The organism is Brevundimonas aurantiaca (assembly GCF_904830995.1).
Taxonomy (GTDB): domain Bacteria; phylum Pseudomonadota; class Alphaproteobacteria; order Caulobacterales; family Caulobacteraceae; genus Brevundimonas; species Brevundimonas aurantiaca.
Genome location: NZ_CAJGVD010000002.1, coordinates 158,733 through 178,811, shown reverse-complemented (window position 1 = coordinate 178,811; position 20,079 = coordinate 158,733). Strand labels below are relative to the sequence as shown.

Genomic DNA, 20,079 nt, shown 5'->3' with positions numbered 1-20,079 from the left:
TTGAGGATGTTAGGATGCGCGTCGCGATGATCGGCACCGGCTATGTGGGCCTGGTGTCTGGGGCCTGTTTCGCCGATTTCGGCCACGTCGTGACCTGTATCGACAAGGATCCCTCCAAGATCGAGCGTCTGGAACGCGGTGAGATTCCGATCTTCGAGCCGGGGCTGGATGATCTGGTGGCCGCCAACGTCAAGGAAGGTCGGCTGTTCTTCACCCTGGACGGGGCCGAGGCGATCCGCCGGGCCGACGCGGTCTTCATCGCCGTGGGCACCCCGACCCGCCGCGGCGACGGCCATGCGGACCTGTCCTACGTCTATGCGGCGGCTGAGGAAATCGCCGGCCTGATCGACGGCTTCACCGTGATCGTCACCAAGTCCACCGTCCCGGTCGGCACCGGCGACGAGGTCGAGGCGGTGATCCGCAAGGCCAATCCGAACGCGGACTTCGTCGTGGTCTCCAATCCGGAGTTCCTGCGCGAGGGCGCCGCCATCGGCGACTTCAAACGCCCCGACCGGGTGGTGATCGGCGTCAACGACATCGAGGGCGAGACCGGCGCCCGCGCCAAGGCGGTGATGAGTGAACTGTACCGTCCGCTGAACCTGAACGAGAGTCCGCTGCTTTTCGTCGGCCGGCGCACGTCCGAACTGATCAAATACGCCGCCAACGCCTTCCTGGCGATGAAGATCACCTTCATCAACGAGATGGCGGACCTGTGCGAGGCGGTGGGCGCCGACGTGCAGCAGGTCGCGCGCGGCATCGGCCTGGACAAGCGCATCGGGTCGAAATTCCTGCACGCCGGCCCCGGCTACGGCGGCTCCTGCTTCCCCAAGGACACCCTGGCCCTGGTCCGCACGGCCCAGCAATATGAATCCCCGGTGCGGCTGATCGAGACCACGGTCGAGGTCAATGACGCGCGCAAGAAGGCCATGGCCGGGCGGGTTGAAACCACCCTCGGCGCCGCCGTCGCGGGCAAGACGGTGGCCCTGCTGGGTCTGACCTTCAAGCCGAACACTGACGACATGCGCGACGCCCCAAGCCTGGACATCGCCCAGGCCCTGATCGCCGCCGGGGCCCAGGTCCAGGCCTTCGACCCCGAAGGCATGCCCGAGGCGGCCAAGCTGCTGCCGGACGTGAAGATGAAGGCCAACGCCTATGACGCGGTCGAGGGCGCCGACGCGGTGGTGATCGTGACGGAATGGGACCCGTTCCGCGCCCTGGATCTGGACCGGATCAAGCTGCTGATGAAACAGCCGGTGCTGATTGATCTGAGAAACATCTATCGTCCCGACGACATGGCGCGGCGTGGGTTCAAATACTCCGGGATCGGCCGCGGATGAGCGAAGGGCCGATCCTCGTCACCGGCGCCGCCGGCTTCATCGGCATGCATACGGCCGAGCGATTGCTGGCGCGCGGCGAGACGGTGGTCGGGATCGACAACTTCAACACCTATTACGACCCGGCCCTGAAGGAGGCCCGCGCGGCGCGGCTGCAGGCCCGCGAGGGCTTTCGCCTGGTTCGGGCCGACATCGCCGAACATGAGCAGGTGCTGGCCCTGGTGCGGGATCAGGGGATCAAGCGGATCGTCCATCTGGCCGCCCAGGCCGGGGTTCGTTATTCGCTGGAGAACCCCTTCGCCTATGAGCGCTCGAATCTGGCGGGGCATCTGTCGATCTTAGAGGCGGCGCGTCACAACGCGGTCCAGCACCTGGTCTATGCCTCGTCCAGCTCGGTCTATGGCGATCGGCCGCTGGAGGGCTCCGGCTTTCGCGAGGACGATCCGACCGTGACGCCGGTCTCCTTGTACGCCGCCACCAAACGATCCTGCGAACTGCTGAGCCAGAGCTACGCCAAACTGTACGGCTTTCCCCAGTCGGGTCTGCGCTTCTTCACCGTCTATGGCCCCTGGGGCCGGCCGGACATGGCCTATTTCAGCTTCACGCGGAAGATCGCGCGCGGCGAACCGATCGAAGTCTATGGCGAGGGCCGCATGGCCCGCGACTTCACCTATATCGACGACATCGTGGACGGGATCGTCGGGGTCTTGGACCATCCGCCTGCACTGGGCGTTCATGAGGTCTACAATATCGGCGACAGCCAGCCGGTCGGCCTGATGGAGATGATCTCCACCCTCGAAGCGGCGCTCGGCGCCGAGGCCGAAAAGATCATGCGCCCCATGCAGCCAGGCGACGTCACCGCCACCTATGCGGACGTCTCCAAGCTGAACGCCCTGATCGGCTATCGGCCAAAGGTGCCTCTGAAAGAGGGGCTTGAGAAGTTCGCCGCCTGGTGGCGCGGGTATGAAAACGGCTGAAGATCGAGGGCTGAGGCCGGAACGGACGGCGCTGAAGGCGGTTTTCAGCCCATGCCCAGACGCGCCCCCAAACCCCCGATCCTGAAGAGCAAGCGCGGCGTCGCCATCCTGCTCCTCGTCTTGGTCCTGATCTTCGGCCTGCTCTACTTCGGCGTCGGCGCCACCGCCTTCCTGCGAACCCAGCCGCCGATCTAGGCGGGCGTGCTCAGCCCTCGTTCAGATCATCTACAGCCTCGTCCTTGGCGGTGGTCGGGACGGGCGTGCTGGGATCGCCGCTGATCGGCCCCTGGGGCAGGTCGCCTTCGGGGCGCTGGTCGTGCGGCGTCTTCTGAACCGCCAGCGTATTGGGATCAGGGCCGATCTGGCCGCCCGGACCGACGCCGCCGGCCCGTTCCTGCAGCGCCTCGGACGGGGTGTTCAGCGACCGCCCGCGCGCCACGCCCGGCGGCAGGGCCGCCTCGGCCTCTTGTTCCTTGTTCATGTCGAACCTCCATCCAATGGGGACCAGGAGGTAACCGAACCCTGCCTGCCCGGTTCCTGCATCGTGTCAGGGTGTCGGGCTCCGGTCGCAAATTGACACCGGTAACAAACCTGACAAGCTGGCCGCAAAACAGGGATGAGGGAAACGCCCATGAGGTTCATCGACCGCCGCGCCGCACTGACCGGCCTTCTGGGCGGTGTCGCCGCCTCCGCCCTGCCGGTCCGGAGCGTTCTGGCCCAGACGCTGGAAGAGGCCGCGCCGCTCGGCCGCGAATGGGCGAACATGAAATGGCGTCGCGGGATCGAAAACCAGCGGATGGCGGACCTGGGCGACGGGACCTTCCTGAACCCGATCCTGTCCGGCGACCACCCCGACCCGTCGATCCTGAAGGACGGCGACGACTATTACATGACCTTTTCGTCGTTCGAATCCGTGCCGGGCATCCATATCTGGCATTCGCGCGACCTGGTGAACTGGCGCCCCGTCACTGCGGCCCTCACCACCAATATCGGCTCGGTCTGGGCGCCCGAGCTGATCAAACATGAGGGGCGATTCTACTGCTACATCCCCGCCCGTTTCCCGGAGTACCGGTCGAACTACGTGATCTGGGCCGATCGTATCGAAGGGCCCTGGAGCGCGCCGATCGACCTGAAGCTGCCGGCCCATATCGACCCCGGCCACATCGTCGGCGAAGACGGCAAACGCTATCTATTCCTGAACGGCGGCGACCGAGTCCGGCTGACCGACGACGGCCTGGCGGTCGATGGTCCGGTCGAGGAGGGCGTCTATGACGCCTGGCGCTATCCCGAGGACTGGATCGTCGAAGGCTTCGCCCAGGAAGGCCCCAAACTTCTGAAGCGCGGCGATTATTTTTACATGATCACCGCCATCGGCGGCACGGCGGGTCCGCCGACGGGGCATATGGTCATCGCCGCCCGTTCCCGGTCCATCCATGGCCCGTGGGAAGACTGCCCGCACAATCCGATCGTCCGCACCCGCTCCGGCGCTGAAAAATGGTGGTCGCGCGGTCACGCCACCCTGGTCGAAGGTCCGGCCGGCGACTGGTGGATGGTCTACCACGGCTATGAGAACGCCTATTGGAGCCTGGGCCGCCAGACCCTGCTGGATCCGATCGAATGGACCGACGACGGCTGGTTCCGCGCCAGGGGCGGCGATCTGTCGCAGCCGATCGCCAAGCCGCGCGGCGGGCAGGCCGTACCCCACGGCATGGCCCTGTCGGACGATTTCTCAACCGACAAGTTCGGCCTTCAATGGAGCTTCTATGATCCGCAGCCGAACGAAAAGGACCGTCTGCGGCGAGACAGCGGCGTGCTTCATATGCGCGCTAAAGGCAGGGCGCCGGCGGACTGCTCGCCCCTGACCTTCGTCCAAGGCGAGCAAGCTTATGAAATTGAATGCGAAATCGAGATCGACCCCGGCGCGGTGGCGGGGCTGATTCTGTTCTACGATCGCGCCCTTTACGCCGGTCTGGGGTTCGACGCTCAGCGCTATGTCACCCACCAATACGGAATCGAACGCGGCCGCCCGGCCAATCCCCACGGACGGCGCATGTTCATCCGCCTGACCAACGCCTATCAGAACCTCTATTTCGACACCTCCGGCGACGGCGTGACCTGGCGACGGTTCGATCGAGGCATGGAAGTTTCCGGCTATAATCAAAATGTTAGGGGCGGCTTCATGATGTTGCGTCCGGGCCTCTACGCCGCCGGAGAAGGTGAGGCGCGGTTCAGGAATTTCCGCTTCCGCGCGCTCGGCGCCTAAGCCGCCCGGGCAGCGTCGATGGGCGGGGATCGCCTCGTTCTTTCCCGGCCCCTTCCAATCAAACGCTGATTTTTGCCCTGGCGTTCGCCACATTTTCACCATATGACACCGGTGACATTGTCATGCCTCGCACGGCGGGGCGGACGAATTCAAGACGATCCCCTCATCAAGAGGGGGACAGAGGATGTCGGCATCCGGCCCGCCAGAGGCTGGAGCGCGACAGCAACGGAGGGAACGGATGCACAACCAAACCACAGGACAACTGCGCGCGGCGGCGTCCCCGGCGGCGCTTCTGATCGGCGCCCTGCTGCTGGCGGCGCCCACTTGGGCCCAGGCTCAACAGGCCGATGATCAGGAGGCCACGACCGTCGATGAGATCGTCGTCACCGGAATCCGCGCCTCTCTCGCCAGCGCCCTGAGCGAAAAGCGTCGGTCGAACACCATCGTCGACGTCATCAACGCCGAAGACATCGCCGACTTCCCCGACGCCAACCTGGCGGAGTCGCTTCAGCGGATTCCCGGCGTCTCGATCGACCGCGAAAACGGCGAGGGCAATTCGATCTCGGTCCGCGGCCTTGGCGGCGACTTCACCCGCGTCCGGCTGAACGGGCTGGAGACCCTGTCCACCTCCGGCGCCAGCAGCGCCGACGGAGCCCTGCGGCGCGACCGCGGCTTCCAGTTCAACACCTTCGCCTCCGAGCTGTTCAACTCCCTGAAGGTCCAGAAGTCCGCAGACGCCCAGACGGACGAAGGCTCCCTGGGCGCGACCGTCGATCTGATCTCGGGCCGCCCGTTCGACTTCACCGAACGCCGTCTCGCCCTGACCCTTCAGGACGCCTATTACGAGAACGGCGGCAACCACAGCCCGCGCGTGGCCCTGTTGGCGTCTGACCGCTGGACCAGCAAGATCGGCGAGTTCGGCCTCTTGGGCTCGGTCGCCTACAATGAGCGTAAACAGGTCATCGACAGCTACGCCCGTCAGGTGGGCTCGATGGACTACGCCTATCGCGGCGCGACGTTCAATAACGCCGGCGCCAACGCCGCAGGGGACCCTCAAGGCTTCGCCCTGCCGATTGGCACGCCCAACTCGGCCCTGCCGCGCGTCACCAATCCCGAGGCGCGCAACTATCTGATCGGCTCGAACCCGGCCGCCTATGCCCTGATCAACGGAACGGGGAACCGCGGCTCTCTGGTTCGCATCCCGGCCCTGGCCACCCTGAATCACCGCGAGGTGGATCAGGATCGCCTGGGGGTCACCCTGTCCGGCCAATGGCGGCCGACGGAGCGGACAACGATCAGCTTCGACAACCTCTATTCGGAGATGACCCAGACCTCGACCAACTATCAGATCGGTCCGGTCGGCCTGAACCGCAACAACACGAACGGCAACCGCACCGCCACGGCCTTCAGCTATCAACCCGCGACGCCCGCCAGCAACCCCAACAACAGCTACAATAACCGCCGCAGCGTATACGCCAACTGCACGGCCCAGGCCGCGACCGAGTTTCGCGACGCCATCGACTGCGGGCAGTCCCTCTATGGCAATATGCCGATCTTCACCACGGCGCCGGGCGCCACGAACCAGACTCTGGCAGCCGGCGTCGGCAGCTTCAATCCGAACAACCTCGACGTCTACGACTACTATAACCAGCCCGGCTCGGTCGGCTATGTGGCGCATCCGCAGTATCTGGCCATGCGCGGCGCCTTCATCGGCCGCCCCTCGGTGCGCCTGATCGACGCCGGCCTCAGCGAGACCGGCGCCAACGCCAACTATCTGGTGCTCGGCAACGTCGACATGCGCTCGGCGGTCGATCAGGGCTCCTATACGACCAAGTTCCGCCAGAACTCGATCAATATCGAGCATGACTTCAGCGACCGGTTCAGCATGTCCCTGCTGGTCGGCGATTCCGAATCGACCAACGAAAACATGGGCCTTCTGGCCGACTTCATCCGGCTGGACTCCGGCCAGGGCGTCGCAGGAAACGACTACTTCGTCTACGACGACCGCGCCGGCGGCGACATGCCCTTCATCGACTTCGGCTTCGACGTCGCCGATCCCAACAACTGGGACTTCGTGAAGGGCTATTCCGCCCTGCGCGCCTTCCGCACCGTCACCGAAAACGGCTATCAGACGGCCAAGGCCGACTTCCGCTGGGATTACAACGACTACGTCACCCTGCGTTTCGGCATCGGCAAGCGCAAGTTCGACTTCTACTATACGCGGTTCGAGCGGCTGGTCAGCGACACCATGAACCCCAGCCTGCTGGAGGGGGTCCGCAGCGGCCTGGCTCAGGCCACGACAGTGGCTGACATGGGCCAGACGGTCAGCTGGGGAGACGGTCTGAACGTGCCTGACGGCATGCCGACGTCCTTCTTCGCCCCCAATCTTCAAGCCTTCCAGAACCGCTTCGGCTTCGACTGCGACTGCATCAACGAATGGGGCGACTGGCGTCTGTCGGACCTTCGCAACGGCGGGGTCAACACCTTCTGGGTCGATGAAGAAAGCCTGTCCTACTACGGCCAGATGGATTTCAACCTGCCTCTGTTCGCCGGAACCCTGCGCGGCAACGCCGGTCTGCGGAGAGCCGAGACCAGCGTCGACTCACGCGGACGTTCGCCCAGCGGCCGCCCCATCAGCAACGACAACGACTATAACGACACCCTCCCCTCGCTGAACCTGGCGTGGGAGGTCAGCGACAGCCTGATCCTGCGCTTCGCGGCGGCCAAGGTGATGGCGCGCCCGCAGATGATGGCCTTGCAGCCCGGCGTCACCTCCTTCACGGTGCCTGTGGGCGTCGCTGGGGCGGCGGCCGAGTTCGACGGCTCAAACGCCCAGATCAGCCTGGGCAACACCAAGCTGAAACCGTTCCGAGCCACCAACCTCGACTTCAATGTCGAATGGTATTTCGCCAAGGACGCCTTGTTGTCCGTGGCCTATTTCCACAAGGAAATCGAAAGCTTCCCGCAGGTCGTGCTGCGTGAGGGCAGGCTGAGCGAGGTTTTCAGCAGCGAGCAGATCGCCAATCTTCGGGCCGCCTATGACGACCTGACCGACCTGGCCTCTGACAGCCGCCGCGCCTATATCGACGCCGACCTGCCGTTCGTCCTGCGTCAGTACAATGACGCGCCGGGCGGGACCCTGTCCGGCTTCGAGGTCGCCTATCAGCAGAACTTCACCTTCCTGCCGGCGCCGTTCGACGGTTTCGGGGTTCAGGCCAACTACACCAACATCGAATCCGAGCTGGAATACATCCTCGATCCCGCGCGGAACCTGACCGGAACGGCCCCCTTCCTGGGCGCCTCGCCGGAATCCTTCAACGCGACCGTCTTCTATGAGGTGCCGCGGTGGAGCGCCCGCGTTTCGGCCGCCTATCGGGCCGCTTACCAAACCACCTATCCGCTGGCGTCGGGGGGCTGCGATCCGGGCCAGTGCGACTCGCCGCTGATCAACGACTTCATCGGCTCCAACGAGACGCTGAATGTGGACGCCGCCTTCACCTACAAACTGACCGACAACGTCACGATCACCGCAGAGGCCCTGAATCTGACGGACCAGCCGGACGAGCGCTGGGCCTATCAGGCCGATCCGCTAGTCAACAGCTACGGCAGCACAGGTCGCAAATATTTCGTCGGCGCCCGCTTCATCTTCTGAGGCGGACCGACGCTCCCTGCCCCCTGAAGGGACGTCGCCCCGGCGACGTCCCGCTTTTTTTGCCCTTCGATCCAGGAAAGCGCCATGCTGAGAGCCACCCTGATCCTAAGCCTGTCGGCGATCGCGGGCGCCGCCTGCGCCCAGACCCCGCCGCCCGGGTCCCAACGGGTTGCAGCGGCCTCATCTATGGTCTGGGGGTCGTCCGCCGTCAGCCGTCCGGCGGGCTGGTACGGCTCGGATGAGGCGCGTCGCCTGGCCCTTCAGGTCATCGCGCATCAGTCGCCCCAAGGCGGCTGGCCCAAGAACACGGATCTGTTCGCGCCGCCCGCGCCGGATGCGGATCCGACCCTGACCAACACCATCGACAACAACGCCACCACCCTGCCCCTCGCCTTTATCGCGCGGGTGATCGAGGCCGGCGATTCGACGCCGCGCGCCGCCTTCGACAGGGGTCTCGACTATCTGCTGGCCGCCCAATATCCGAACGGCGGATGGCCCCAGTACGCTCCGCTGCGGGGCGGCTATCACGACGCGGTCACCTATAATGACGACGCCATGGTGCGGGTGCTGCGCCTGCTGGACGAGGTCGCCCAGGCCAAACCGCCTTACGGCTTCGTCGACGGCGCGCGGCGCGAGCGGGCGGCCCAGGCCGTGCGGCGCGGCGTGGACGCCCTATTGAAACCCCAGGTGCGACAGGACGGCCGACTGACCGTCTGGTCCGCCCAGCACGATCCCGTCCCCCGGGCGCCCGTCGGCGCCCGCCGGTTCGAGCCGGCGTCTCTGTCGGGGCAGGAAAGCGTGGGCCTGGTGCGCTTCCTGATGGGGATCGACCAGCCCGGCCCTGACGTGATCGCCGCGGTCGAAGGCGCCGTGGCCTGGTTCCGCGCCACGGCCCTCTACGACATCCGCATCGAGTCCTTCACCGACGCTGAGGGACAGGCGGACCGACGGGTCGTGCCGGCGCCGGGCGAAGGCCCGCTGTGGGCCCGATTCTACGGGCTCGAGGACAATCGCCCGCTGTTCACCGGCCGCGACGGCGTTCCGCGCCCGGCCCTGGCGGACATCGAGCGGGAGCGCCGCGCCGGCTACAACTACTATGGCGACTGGGCGAAGACGCTGCTGGAGCGGGACTATCCCGCCTGGCGCGCGCGCCTTGCCCGGCCGAACTGACAGGGCCGGCGAAGCGAAGGCCTCGCCGGCTCTAGAGCATGATCGTTTCGGACGGAACCGCTTCGCGGTTCCGACAGAAGCGTGAATCATGCTCTCGCTTTAACTTGGAGCCTCAGAACCGCTTGGTCAGCTGCACGCCGTAGGTGCGCGGCTCGTTGACGAAGGCGGTCAGGTTGTTGAAGTCGATCGCGCCGATGACGTTCTCTTCGTCGGTCAGGTTGCGGACATAGGCCGCCGCTTCCAGGCCGCGGCCCAGGTCGCGCCAGCCGGCCCGCAGACCGCCCTCGAAGTGCGTATCCTGCATGAACTCGACCGATTCATAGAGGAACAGGTTGAAGTCCTTCAGCATCGTCCAGTCGGTCGAGGCGAAGAACTCGGTGTCGTCGCCCAGGGGCAGGACGTAGTTCAGCGTCAGATTGGCGGTGTATTCCGGCGCCTGCGGGAAGGGGTTGCCGTCGACCTTGGCGCGACGGGTCGTGCCCACGGTGACGATCGGGTCGGTGACGGTGCAGTTGGAGCCGCAGATGGCGACCAGCAGGTCGCCGTCCTTGATCTCCGTGTGGTTCCAGGCGGCGCCGGCCGCCAGGCTGAAGCCCGCGCCCAAATACAGGTCGCCGTCCAGCTCCAGGCCGTAACCTTCGCCCTTGTCGGCGTTGATCAGGCGGTTGGAGTTGTCCGCCCCGCCGATGGCGGTGAACTGCATGTCGCTGACCTCATAGGCGTAGGCCGTGCCGTTCAAACGGCCGCGGCCGTCGAACAGACGGGCCTTGAAGCCGGTCTCATAGGACATGACGGTTTCCGAATCGGCCGTGGTCAGGACCGGGAGGTTGCGGCCCTGGATCGACGGACCGCGATAGCCCTTGGCCACGCGGGCGAACAGGTTGAGGCTGTCGTTGACCTCATACAGGGCGCTGACGTCCCAGCTGACCTGCTCGTCGCCGACCGAGACGGCGCCCGTCCCACCAGCGCCGGTTCCCAGGACGATCCGACCGAAATAGTCGCGGTTGTCGTCGGTATAGCGCAGACCCGCCGTGACCTTCAGGGCCTCCGTCAGCCTGTAGCTGCCCTGACCGAACACGGACCAGGAGTCCGACTTCTGCACGATGTCGGTCACGCGCGTCGGCTGGGGATTGCCCACGCCGTTGAAGGTGCCCGAGACCAGATTGATCCGCTCATCCCAATAGAAGGCGCCGATCTGCCAGCCCAGGCGCGCATCGCCGTTCGAGGCCAGTCGCAGCTCGTAGGTGTTTTGCAGCAGATCGCTGGACAGGGTGCCGGTCTCGGAGTTGAACGGCGTCTTGTAGGAGGCCGTCGCGGGGGCGCTGGCCACGCCGCCGTCGATGTCGCCGTCGCCCTGCGACCAACCCTGGTAGGAGCCGACGATGCCGGTCAGGGTGGCGGGGCCGAAGTCATAGGCCACGCGCAGCGACTGGGACGTGGTCTTCTGCTTCTGGAAGTTGTTGCGGCCGCCGTCGTAATAGACGGTGTCCCGGTCGAAGTTGTCGTTCAGCTTGTTGGAGCCCTTGGTCAGGGCGTTGGCGCGGTTCATCGTGCCCGTGCCTTCGTAGTCGCGAGCCTGAAGGGTCAACAGGGTCGACAGACGCGCGGTCGGGGTCCAGGCGACATGGACGCGGCCGGCGATGTCGTCGAAATTGCCCAGGTCGTCCTTGTCCGGATTGGCGAAGGACGGATTGTAGGCGTTATCGACCCAGTCGTCGCGATGGTTCCACAGGAAGGCGCCGCGCACCTGGAGCGTCTCGGACGCCGGCAGGGTGACGGCGGCCTCTGCCCGGGTCGAACCCAGGTTGCCGTAGGTCAGGGAGCCGAAACCGGTGAACTCGTCCGACGGCTTGACGCTGTCGATCTTGATCACGCCCGCCGGGGTGTTGCGGCCGAACAGGGTGCCCTGCGGTCCGCGCAGCACTTCCAGCTGCTGCACGTCGAACAGGGGGAAGCCCTTCAGATAGACGCTTTCCAGAACCACGTCGTCCAGCACCACCGAAACCGGCTGGGAGGCGGTGAAGTCGAAGTCCACATTGCCCAGGCCGCGGATGTAGAAGCGCGGCGCATAGCGGCCGTTCGAGCTTTCGACCTGAAGGCTGGGCACCCGGCCCGACAGAGCCAGAACGTCGGCGCCGCCGGCCGAGATGTCCTGCAAGGTCTGGGGCGTCAGGGCGGAGACGGCGAAGGGAACGTCGCGGATGTTCTCGCTGCGACGCTGGGCGGTGACGACGATGTCATCGACGCCGGCCGGTTCGGCGGCGGTTTGCGTCTGGGCCTCGGTCTGGGCCTGGGTCTGAACCTGAGCGAGGGCCGAGCCGGCGCTCAGCAGGGCGATGCTGCTGACGGTGGCGGCCAGAAGGGCGGGACGAAGCATGGCTGAACTATCCTTGGCGTCGTGGGGAGGAACGATCGCGCGACGCCGTAAAGCTTCGAAAAGGGAATCGCCAGCGTCAGAAGGCCCCCTTTCTTGAAGCTTTGAAGACGCGGACACAGCGGTGTGACAATCAGCTTCAGGCGGGGCGCCGCGCGGCCCCCCAGTCTTGTTCGAACAAGGTTGAAGTGCGACGATGTAAGGGTGCGTCTCTCCGCTGCGCGCCCCTTCCCCATATCCTGGATTGCGCATGTCTCTCGTCAGGCCTTCCCGCCGCCGTCTTCTGCAACTGGCCGGGGCGACGACGCTGGCGCCGGGCCTGATCGGCCTGAGAGCGAAGGATCAGACCAAGACGATCGGCCGGGTGCTGGCGGTTTCGGACATGCATTCGGCCTATGAACGCACCGCCCAACTGCTGGCCGCCTTTGAAAGGGAGGTGCGGACCCATCCGATTCCCCATGTGATCGCCGTCAACGGCGACCTGTTCGAACACGGCAACGCCGTGGCCGTGCGGTCCGGCGGTATGATCGACTGGGCGTTCGTCGAGGCCCTGCCGCGCCTGGCGCCCACCGTGTTCAACCTGGGCAATCACGACAACGACCTGACCCCGGACCTGGCTGAGGTCGTGGCGCGTCTGCGGACCCTGGGCGTCCAGGTCGTCAGCACCATAGGCGACCGGCGCACGGGCGAAGGCTACGCCCCCTCTTCGACCACCCTGCCCTTCGGCGCCCGGTCCTTGCGCGTCGTGGGCATAGGGACCGACGCCCTGAACACCTATCCCAAGGTTTCTCGCGACCAACTGGACATTCCAGCCCCTGCGGACTGGGCCAGGGCCGAGCTTGCGACCGCCTTGGCGGGCGCCGATCGGATTCTGATCCTGAGCCATGCGGGTGTCGCGGCCGATCGCGACATCCTGCCCCTGCTGCCCGACGGCGGCCTGATGATCGGCGGCCACAACCATCTGCTGTTCCAGCATCAACAGGGCCGCAGCGCCTATGCCCACACAGGCTCGTGGACAAGCGCCTATACGGTTGGCGAATTCCGCGCCGACGGCTCGGTCACGGCCGCCTCTCACCCGGTCGCGCTGGACGCCGCGGCCGATCAGCCCCTGGCCGAACTGATCGCCGCGACCCTGGCCGCCCAGATGACGGCGGAGGAGCGGGCCCTACTGGGCGTCAGCCCCCGCGCCCTGTCCCTGGGCGACACTGGACGGAGAGTCGCGGCAGGCCTGGCCCAGGCCGCAGGCGTCGATGCGGGCTTCATCGGCCACACCACCCTGGGCGCCGGCCTGCCTGCCGGGCCGGTCAGCCGCTACGTTTTCGACGCCGTCGTGCGTTTCGACGGCCGGCTGATGACCGCCGTCGTCCCGCGTGATCGGTTCGACGCCTTCCTCGCCCGCGCCAACCAGGACCGGCCGATGCCGCTCAGCGCGCGCAACGGCGACTTCCTCTACGCCGCCGGCGCCGCGCCGACGGACGGCCCCGTGCACATCGTCACCACCGACTGGTGCGCGACCAATCAGGCCGGATATTTCGGCGCCGGCGACCTCGTCTTCACCGAAGCGCCCGGTCTGACGGTCAAGACGGCGGCGGCGGCGGCCCTGTTGGAGCCGCATTGACAACGGCCGCCCAGCCGGAGCCAAGATGGATCATGGCGATGCGCTCGATACTGTCGACCATCCTGGCGCTGGCGGCCCTGGGACAGGCTGGGACTGCGGCTGCGCAGACGACGGGGCGTTGGACCGTCGATCAGGCCTACGCCGTCATCGACTTCCAGACCCGCCACGACGGCCGCAGCGTCGCCCAAGCCTTGGAGCGCCATCTTCGCCGTCAGGGCTTCCGGGTCGTCACCCGCCGCCAAGCCTCCGGCGCCCCGCCCCGCACGCCCGGTCGTTTTACCCTGGCGGACCCGGCCGCGCCGACGGGTTTTGGGCTGGAGGGTCCGACGACGCGCGCCGCGGCGGGCTGGCTGCGGCCGGTCCGCACGGTCGTCTGCAACGGCGCCGCCTGGCGCGCCGAAGTCAGCCCGCGTCAGGTCGGGCCGGTCGGGACCCGCTACACCCTCTGTCTCTTTCCCTATCGCGACGGCGCGCGCCAGGGACTTCAGCTCGACATCTACGCCGCCGCCGTCCTGCACGGCGATCCAGAGACGCCGATCGCGCCGCAGTCCGAAGCCGTCTCGCCAGAAGCCTTCATGCGGGGCGCGGTTCAGGCGGTCGAGCAAAGGATCGGTCAGCCCGGCGCCTGGATTGAACATCGCCCGGCCAATCGCGACCGGCCCTTCTTCCTAGACGACGACGCCCTGTCCGCCGGTCCCCACTGAAGCCTTTCGACTGAGACTGAAACGATCGCGCCCCCGACGGAGCCGTCGGGGGCGCGAAAGTCAGCGTTCAGGCGGGAATCAGAACTTGACGCTGAACCGGCCGAAGATGCGGTTGTCGCGGTACTCGTCCTTGTAGAGGCCAGTGTAGCCCATCTCCAGCGCGGTCCGTTCGGTCGCCTGGACGGTGAAGGCCAGGCCGCCGGAGATGACGTCGTCCCCCGGATTGGCGCCGCTGATCACGAAGCCGGGTCCATCGGCGAAGGCGGCGTCGAAGACTGGCCCGTCGCCGTTCAGATCGTGGGTATAGGCCAGGTGGGTCACCGCCGACAGACGCGGACGGCCCTGACCGCCGGCCAGGACGGTGCGGGTGCGGAAGCCGGCCGTGACCAGATCCGCCGTCTGTTCGACTTGGCCCGACAGGGCGGCGTCTCCGCCGACCTCGACCACGTCGGCGTCGTATTGGACATGGCTGAAGGCGCCGTAGGGTTCGAACATCGTCGCCCCGACCGCCCGGCTCCAGGCGAGTTCGCCATAGACCTGCCAGACGTCGCCGTCATAGTCGCCGGCCAAGGCGTTGCTGAACTGGTTCAACTGAGCGGTGCGGTCGGTGCGGACGTCGGCCTTGGCCCAGGATCCGCCGACACGGACCTGGAAGTCGCCCAGGGCGCCGCCGCCGTAGACGCCGATCTGTTCGCTGTTGACACGACCCGTCGAGTTCAGCCGCGCCGACCGCAGTTCCGAACGGCTTTCGCCCAAGGCCAAGCCGATGTGAACATCGTCCGACAGCGCCTTTTCGGCCCCGACCAGATAGCCGGACGATTCGCTGCGGAAGGCCGCCAGGCCGTCATGACGCGAGCCGCGGCCGTCGCCGAAGACGCCGCTGCCCCAGACCGAAACCCCGTTGCCCGCATAGGTCTGACCGCCGGCCTGACCCCGGCCGCGATCCGACATGGCCTCGCGGATCGCGCGCGTGTCGGACACCGCCAGGCCGGCCAGAGAGGCGTGAACCTCGCCGGTCAGGCTGGGCAGGGCGGCCTGAACCGCGGGCACGCTGGCGTCCAGCAGGGCGTTCTCCAGCGACAGGTCGCGGCTTCCGCCGGTCGCCGATCCGTTGATCATCACGTCCAGGGCTGCGCCCGCCGACTTCTGGTTCGAGTTGGCGCCTAGAGACGCCACCGTCACGTCGTTGCGGCGCACCGTCAGCGTGACCCCGTTGGTCGAATAGGTCAGGACCGGCGTCAGGAAGGCCAGATCGCTCTGCGCCCCGGTGAAGGCGCCGGTGACTGCGCCCGTCGATTGAATGATGTTCATCCGCGAGCGCAGGTTCCACTCGCCGCTGTCGGCCTTCAGCACGACCTGACCGCCCTCGAGGCGCGTCGCCCCGCCGACGTTCAGCCGCGAATAGGCGCCGCCGTTGACGCTGGAGCGGATCCACAGGAAGGAGCCCGGCTTGAAGTTGACGTCGCCGGCGACGGTCAGGGTTCCGAACGGATTGGCTCCGTCGCCCGGCGCGACCACGCCGCCGCTTTCCGCCGTCAGGTTCAGCAGACGACCGACGCCGCCGATCATGCCCACGCCGCCGACGGTGGCGTTCGAGCGCAGCAGGCTGCCGTTGACGGTCAGAAGACCGCCCTCGACGCGGGTCGGGCCGCTGTAGTCATTGGCGCCGGTCAGGATCAGCTGCCCCCCGCCCTTCTTGACCAGACCGCCGATGTCATTGCCGAAGTTGGCCCGCACCTCGGCCGAATAGCGGTCGCGCGCGTCGCCGATGTTGTTGCTCCAGACATCGACGGTGCCGACCGCCACGGTGACGTCGCGGGTCGCCCGCAAAGCGGTCGGGCCGCCCAAGGCGACGTTCATCTGGGGCGCGCCCCAGCCGGACTTCAGATCGACGCCCGGCGTGTCCAGATCCCGAGAGCTGGACACCAGAATGTCCGAAATCAGGGCCGTGGAATATTCGGGGAAGTTCTCCATCAGGAGGGCGGCGAAGCCCGACACGTTCGGCGCCGCCATCGACGTGCCGGTATAGGCCGCATAGCCGGCGCCGGTGTAGCGGATGTACTGGTTCAGCACCCGCTGCAGTTCGGCGTTGGCGTATTCGAGCACGGCGCCGGAGAAGGCCGGGGTCAGGATCGCCATGTTGTTGGTCGAGACCAGCAAGCCCGCCAGGGTGGAGGTGAAGCTGTCGGGATCGCCCAGGCGGGCTCCCGCAACCAGGGTGATGGCCGCCGCTTGCCGAGCCACTTCGCGCCGTTGCGCGTCCTCGTCATAACCGGGTCCGCCGGCTTCTCGCGCGTCGAGATAGTTGTTCAGCACGACCAGAAACTGGTTCACGGCCGCAGATTGCAGGGCCGAGACGGTGGTCGCAGCATAGAGTCCCGTATAGTTCGCCCGGGGATATAGGGCCAGGATGCCGGCCCGGTCCATCGTATAGGCGGGCACGGACGAGACGACGGCCGAACCCGGTCCGGCGACGCACCAGGTCGCCGTCTGACCGCAGAAGCTGGTCGACGGGTCGGCGGCGGTGAAGCTGGAATAGTTGGCGACCGACAGCCAGTTGGAGCGCAGGCGCGGATCCGACAGGGGCGCCACGGCGTCGATGCTGGCGTGGACGCCATAGCCGTTGCCGGCCGAGAAGACCACCAGCACGTCCTTGTCCAGCACGGGCTTGTAGTAGTCGCCGTAGTTCCGGTTCATCGACGCCAGAACGGTCGACAGCGACGCATTGTACGGCAGGGACGTGCCGCTGCCCCAGCTGTTGTTGATGATGCGCACCTGCCCCGTATTGGCCAGATCGACGATGTTCTGGTTCGAGGTCGCGACGATGTCGCCGTCGATATAGACGTCCTTGAACCACAGGAAGTCGCCGGCCGCGAAGTTGGTGGTGGCGGCGTAGAGCTTGGCGCCGTAGGCGTTGCCGAACATGGGCTGACCCGCGACCCGGTCGCCGGCGATGGTGCCCGCCACATGGGTGCCGTGGCCCTCCCATCGACGACGCGGATTGATCCGCCCGTCATTGCCGTAGCCCTCGACGACCTGGGTTCGCAGCCCCGTCACCTTGCCCGCCGATCCGAACAGGGGGTGGTCCATATAGACGCCGGCGTCATTGACCCCGATCGTCTGACCCCGCCCGGTCAAACCCATGGCGTAGGCATGTTCCAGCCCCAGGAAACGCTTGGAATAGTCGACCGAAAACTGGGCGTCCGACCGCCACGAGGCCAGGGCCGTCTGATAGTTGGTCGTGCGCGTCCCATTGGCCATATAGAAGCCGCCGGCCGGCGGGGTCGGCGCCGTCTGCGCCGCCGCCGCGCCCGCCAGGACCGACACGCCCGCCGTCGCAGCCATCAGGCCGATTTTGAAACTGAAAGCCACTCTTTCCCCCTCTTCGGCCGACGGCCGAACGCTTAAGCTTGCAACTCCACGGCGCAATTCAAACACTCAATCGACCGGCGCGAGCACCGTCGTCAACACATTTCGGACAAAAGACGGGCGCGGCGTTTCGTCTTTTAGGGGATAAAATTCCGACGCGTTCTGCGCGGCCAGCCGTAGCCTTCTCCGCATTGTCATGCGCTATTCGGTTCAGCGGCGCAGGTCCAGACCATCGCCGGGCCGAAGCAACTCGCTCGCAGGGGGGGGTACGGAGGGAAAGCCGTGGCGGACAGAGAGGGATTCGAACCCTCGGTAGGCTTTCACCTACACACGCTTTCCAAGCGTGCGCGATCGACCACTCCGCCACCTGTCCGTTTCACGCCAGCTCGTGCGCGCCGCCGGAGGTCGATCCGGCGGGAGGCGGGCCTGATAGAACACCATGGCCCCCTCGGCAAGCGCCTGTGACGTCCCCATATGGGGGCGGACGACATTTTCCTTATTGGGGAACCCCATGCTGCTGACCAAGACCGCCGAACTGCCCACCGCCGAGACCGCCCTGCCCGGACGCGCCGAGCCCCTGGCGACGGACGAAACCCATTTCGTCAGCGGCCATCCGCTGAAGGGGCCCTATCCCGAGGGTTTTGAAACGGCGATCTTCGGCATGGGCTGTTTCTGGGGCGTGGAGCGGGTCTTCTGGTCCCTGCCGGGCGTCTGGGTGACGTCGGCCGGCTATTCGGGCGGAATCACGCCCAATCCGACCTATGAGGAGACCTGCACCGGCCGGACCGGGCATGCCGAGGTGGTCAAGGTGGTGTTTGACCCGTCGGTCATAACCTACGGCGACCTGCTTAAGGCTTTCTGGGAAAACCACGACCCGACCCAGGGCATGCGCCAGGGGAATGACGTCGGCACCACCTATCGGTCCGCCATCTACACTCTGAACGACGATCAGCAGCGCGAGGCCGAGGCGTCGCGTGACGCCTATCAGGCGGCCCTGACCGCGGCCGGGCGCGGCGCCATCACCACCGAGATTCAGCCTGCCGGCGAATACTATTACGCCGAGGGTTATCACCAGGGCTATCTGGCCAAGAATCCGGCCGGCTATTGCGGCATCGGCGGCACCGGCGTGGTCTGTCCGATCGGGATCGGCGTGAGGGCCTGACCGACGTCCTTGGATGACGGTCGGGCGAAATGTCCTGTCCGCCTCCGGCTAGGCGTCGGCGGCGGACAGGCGTAGGGAAGCCGAAAACGCCCAAGGGAGAGCCGCCATGTCCGCCTTCGTCCATCCCGATGAGATCCGCAGCCGTTTCTCGGCCGCCTTGTCGGCCATGTACCGAGCGGAGGTGCCTCAGTACGGGGAGCTGCTGACCCTGGTGGCCGAGGTCAACGCCGAGGCCTTGAAGGCCGATCCGGCGGGGGCGGACCGGCTGGCCGCAGCCGGCGAACTGGCGCGGCTGTCTGAGGAACGGCACGGCGCCATCCGCGTCGGCACGGCGGACGAACTGGCCACCATCGCCCGCGCCTTCGCCGTCATGGGCATGGCGCCGGTCAGCTATTACAATCTGGCCCCCGCGGGGGTGCCGGTCCATTCGACCGCCTTCCGCCCGGTCGATCCGGCGGCCCTGGCGCGCAATCCCTTCCGGGTCTTCTGCTCCCTGCTGCGGCTGGAGCTGATCGCGGATCAGGACCTGCGTCAGGAGGCGGCCGCCGCCCTGGCCCGGCGCGACATCTTCACCCCGGGCGCGCGGGCGCTGATCGAGACGGCCGAGACCGCGGGCGGCCTGGACGAGGATCAGGCCGACCGCTTCGTCTCCGAACTGCTGGAGACCTTCCGCTGGCACGCCGAGGCGACGGTCAGCGCCGCAACCTATGAACGCCTGGTCGCCGCCCACCGGCTGATCGCCGACGTGGTCAGCTTCAAGGGGCCGCACATCAACCATCTGACGCCGCGCACCCTGGACATAGACGCGGCCCAGGCCGCCATGCCCGAACGGGGCATCACGCCCAAGGAGACGATCGAGGGGCCGCCCGCCCGCGCCTGCCCGATCCTTCTGCGCCAGACCAGTTTCAAGGCCCTGCAGGAGGCCATCGCCTTCCCCGGCGCGGACGGGGCCGTCCAGGGGGTGCACACCGCCCGCTTCGGCGAGATCGAGCAGCGCGGCTGCGCCCTGACCCCCACGGGCCGCGCCCTGTACGACGCGGCCCTGGCCGGCAAGGACTTCTCGGACCTGCCCGACGACTGGACGGCCCTGCGCCGAAACGGCCTGGCCTGGTTCCGCTATCGCGCAACGCCGCAAGGTCTGGCCGGCCGCGCCGAGACGGCCGATCTGGAGGCCCTGATCGCCCTGGGTCACGTCGTCGCGGAGCCGATCACCTATGAGGACTTCCTGCCCGTCAGCGCCGCCGGAATCTTCCAGTCCAACCTGGGCGCCGAGGTGCGCGAAGCCTATGCCGTCGACCCGGCCAAGGCCGATTTCGAACAGGCCCTGGGCCGGGCCGTGCTGGATGAGATGGCCCTGTATCAGGCGGAGCAGGAAGCCTCGATCAGCGAGACGTTGAAGGCCTTGGGTCTGACCGAGGCCGTGGTCTGAGGAAATCCGAGACCATCCGCCGTATTG

The 20,079-nt window shown here is 66.8% G+C and carries 13 protein-coding genes and 1 tRNA gene; 10 read left to right on the top strand and 4 right to left on the bottom strand.

The genetic code is table 11. The features are described 5' to 3' along the window. Nucleotides 1-14: 14 nt before the first annotated feature. The 3 genes from JMT67_RS15980 to JMT67_RS15970 are packed head-to-tail and all read left to right on the top strand — an operon-like array spanning nucleotide 15 to nucleotide 2,506. The gene (locus JMT67_RS15980; RefSeq protein ID WP_201464170.1) at nucleotides 15-1,337 is read left to right on the top strand and encodes a UDP-glucose dehydrogenase family protein; all 1,323 of its coding nucleotides are present in this window, start codon (nucleotides 15-17) and stop codon (nucleotides 1,335-1,337) included. Beyond that, a complete protein-coding gene (locus JMT67_RS15975; protein WP_201464169.1) occupies nucleotides 1,334-2,311 on the top strand; it encodes an NAD-dependent epimerase/dehydratase family protein in 978 nt (325 codons plus the stop codon). Before JMT67_RS15980 ends, JMT67_RS15975 begins: the two co-directional genes overlap by 4 nt. 51 nt (nucleotides 2,312-2,362) lie before the next feature. Then, nucleotides 2,363-2,506: a hypothetical protein gene (locus JMT67_RS15970; protein ID WP_201464168.1), complete on the top strand. Its 144-nt coding sequence runs from the start codon at nucleotides 2,363-2,365 to the stop codon at nucleotides 2,504-2,506. 10 nt (nucleotides 2,507-2,516) lie between these two features. Here JMT67_RS15970 and JMT67_RS15965 read toward each other — a convergent pair whose 3' ends face one another. Beyond that, entirely contained in the window at nucleotides 2,517-2,792 is a 276-nt protein-coding gene (locus JMT67_RS15965) for a hypothetical protein (RefSeq protein ID WP_152949690.1), read from the bottom strand. A gap of 150 nt (nucleotides 2,793-2,942) precedes the next feature. Between JMT67_RS15965 and JMT67_RS15960 the strand changes: the two genes are divergently transcribed. From JMT67_RS15960 to pelA, 3 genes are all read left to right on the top strand, one after another. Beyond that, nucleotides 2,943-4,574: a family 43 glycosylhydrolase gene (locus tag JMT67_RS15960; RefSeq protein WP_201464167.1), complete on the top strand. Its 1,632-nt coding sequence runs from the start codon at nucleotides 2,943-2,945 to the stop codon at nucleotides 4,572-4,574. A 238-nt stretch (nucleotides 4,575-4,812) separates the two neighbouring features. After that, a complete protein-coding gene (locus tag JMT67_RS15955; RefSeq protein ID WP_201464166.1) occupies nucleotides 4,813-8,226 on the top strand; it encodes a TonB-dependent receptor domain-containing protein in 3,414 nt (1,137 codons plus the stop codon). Between the two features lie 84 nt (nucleotides 8,227-8,310). Next, nucleotides 8,311-9,396, top strand: a complete 1,086-nt coding sequence (gene pelA / locus JMT67_RS15950; RefSeq protein WP_233455955.1) for a pectate lyase — start codon at nucleotides 8,311-8,313, stop codon at nucleotides 9,394-9,396. 112 nt (nucleotides 9,397-9,508) lie between these two features. Here pelA and JMT67_RS15945 read toward each other — a convergent pair whose 3' ends face one another. After that, nucleotides 9,509-11,773 carry a TonB-dependent receptor gene (locus JMT67_RS15945; protein WP_201464165.1) on the bottom strand — a complete coding sequence of 755 codons (2,265 nt, stop codon included), beginning with the start codon at nucleotides 11,771-11,773 and terminating at the stop codon, nucleotides 9,509-9,511. Nucleotides 11,774-12,020: 247 nt separating this feature from the next. Between JMT67_RS15945 and JMT67_RS15940 the strand changes: the two genes are divergently transcribed. Further along, entirely contained in the window at nucleotides 12,021-13,388 is a 1,368-nt protein-coding gene (locus JMT67_RS15940) for a metallophosphoesterase (RefSeq protein ID WP_201464164.1), read from the top strand. 32 nt (nucleotides 13,389-13,420) lie between these two features. Next, nucleotides 13,421-14,092: a hypothetical protein gene (locus tag JMT67_RS15935; RefSeq protein ID WP_201464163.1), complete on the top strand. Its 672-nt coding sequence runs from the start codon at nucleotides 13,421-13,423 to the stop codon at nucleotides 14,090-14,092. Between the two features lie 78 nt (nucleotides 14,093-14,170). On the opposite strand, the gene JMT67_RS15930 is transcribed toward JMT67_RS15935, so the two are convergent. Both JMT67_RS15930 and JMT67_RS15925 read right to left on the bottom strand, forming a co-directional pair. Beyond that, the gene (locus JMT67_RS15930) at nucleotides 14,171-17,464 is read right to left on the bottom strand and encodes a S8 family serine peptidase (RefSeq protein WP_233455954.1); all 3,294 of its coding nucleotides are present in this window, start codon (nucleotides 17,462-17,464) and stop codon (nucleotides 14,171-14,173) included. Nucleotides 17,465-17,744: 280 nt separating this feature from the next. Further along, a tRNA-Ser gene (locus JMT67_RS15925) sits at nucleotides 17,745-17,834 on the bottom strand. Between the two features lie 138 nt (nucleotides 17,835-17,972). Between JMT67_RS15925 and msrA the strand changes: the two genes are divergently transcribed. Continuing rightward, nucleotides 17,973-18,623, top strand: coding sequence for a peptide-methionine (S)-S-oxide reductase MsrA (gene msrA, locus JMT67_RS15920; protein ID WP_054764969.1), 651 nt, complete (start codon nucleotides 17,973-17,975; stop codon nucleotides 18,621-18,623). A 106-nt stretch (nucleotides 18,624-18,729) separates the two neighbouring features. Beyond that, nucleotides 18,730-20,052 carry a VOC family protein gene (locus JMT67_RS15915; protein ID WP_201464162.1) on the top strand — a complete coding sequence of 441 codons (1,323 nt, stop codon included), beginning with the start codon at nucleotides 18,730-18,732 and terminating at the stop codon, nucleotides 20,050-20,052. Nucleotides 20,053-20,079: the final 27 nt, after the last annotated feature.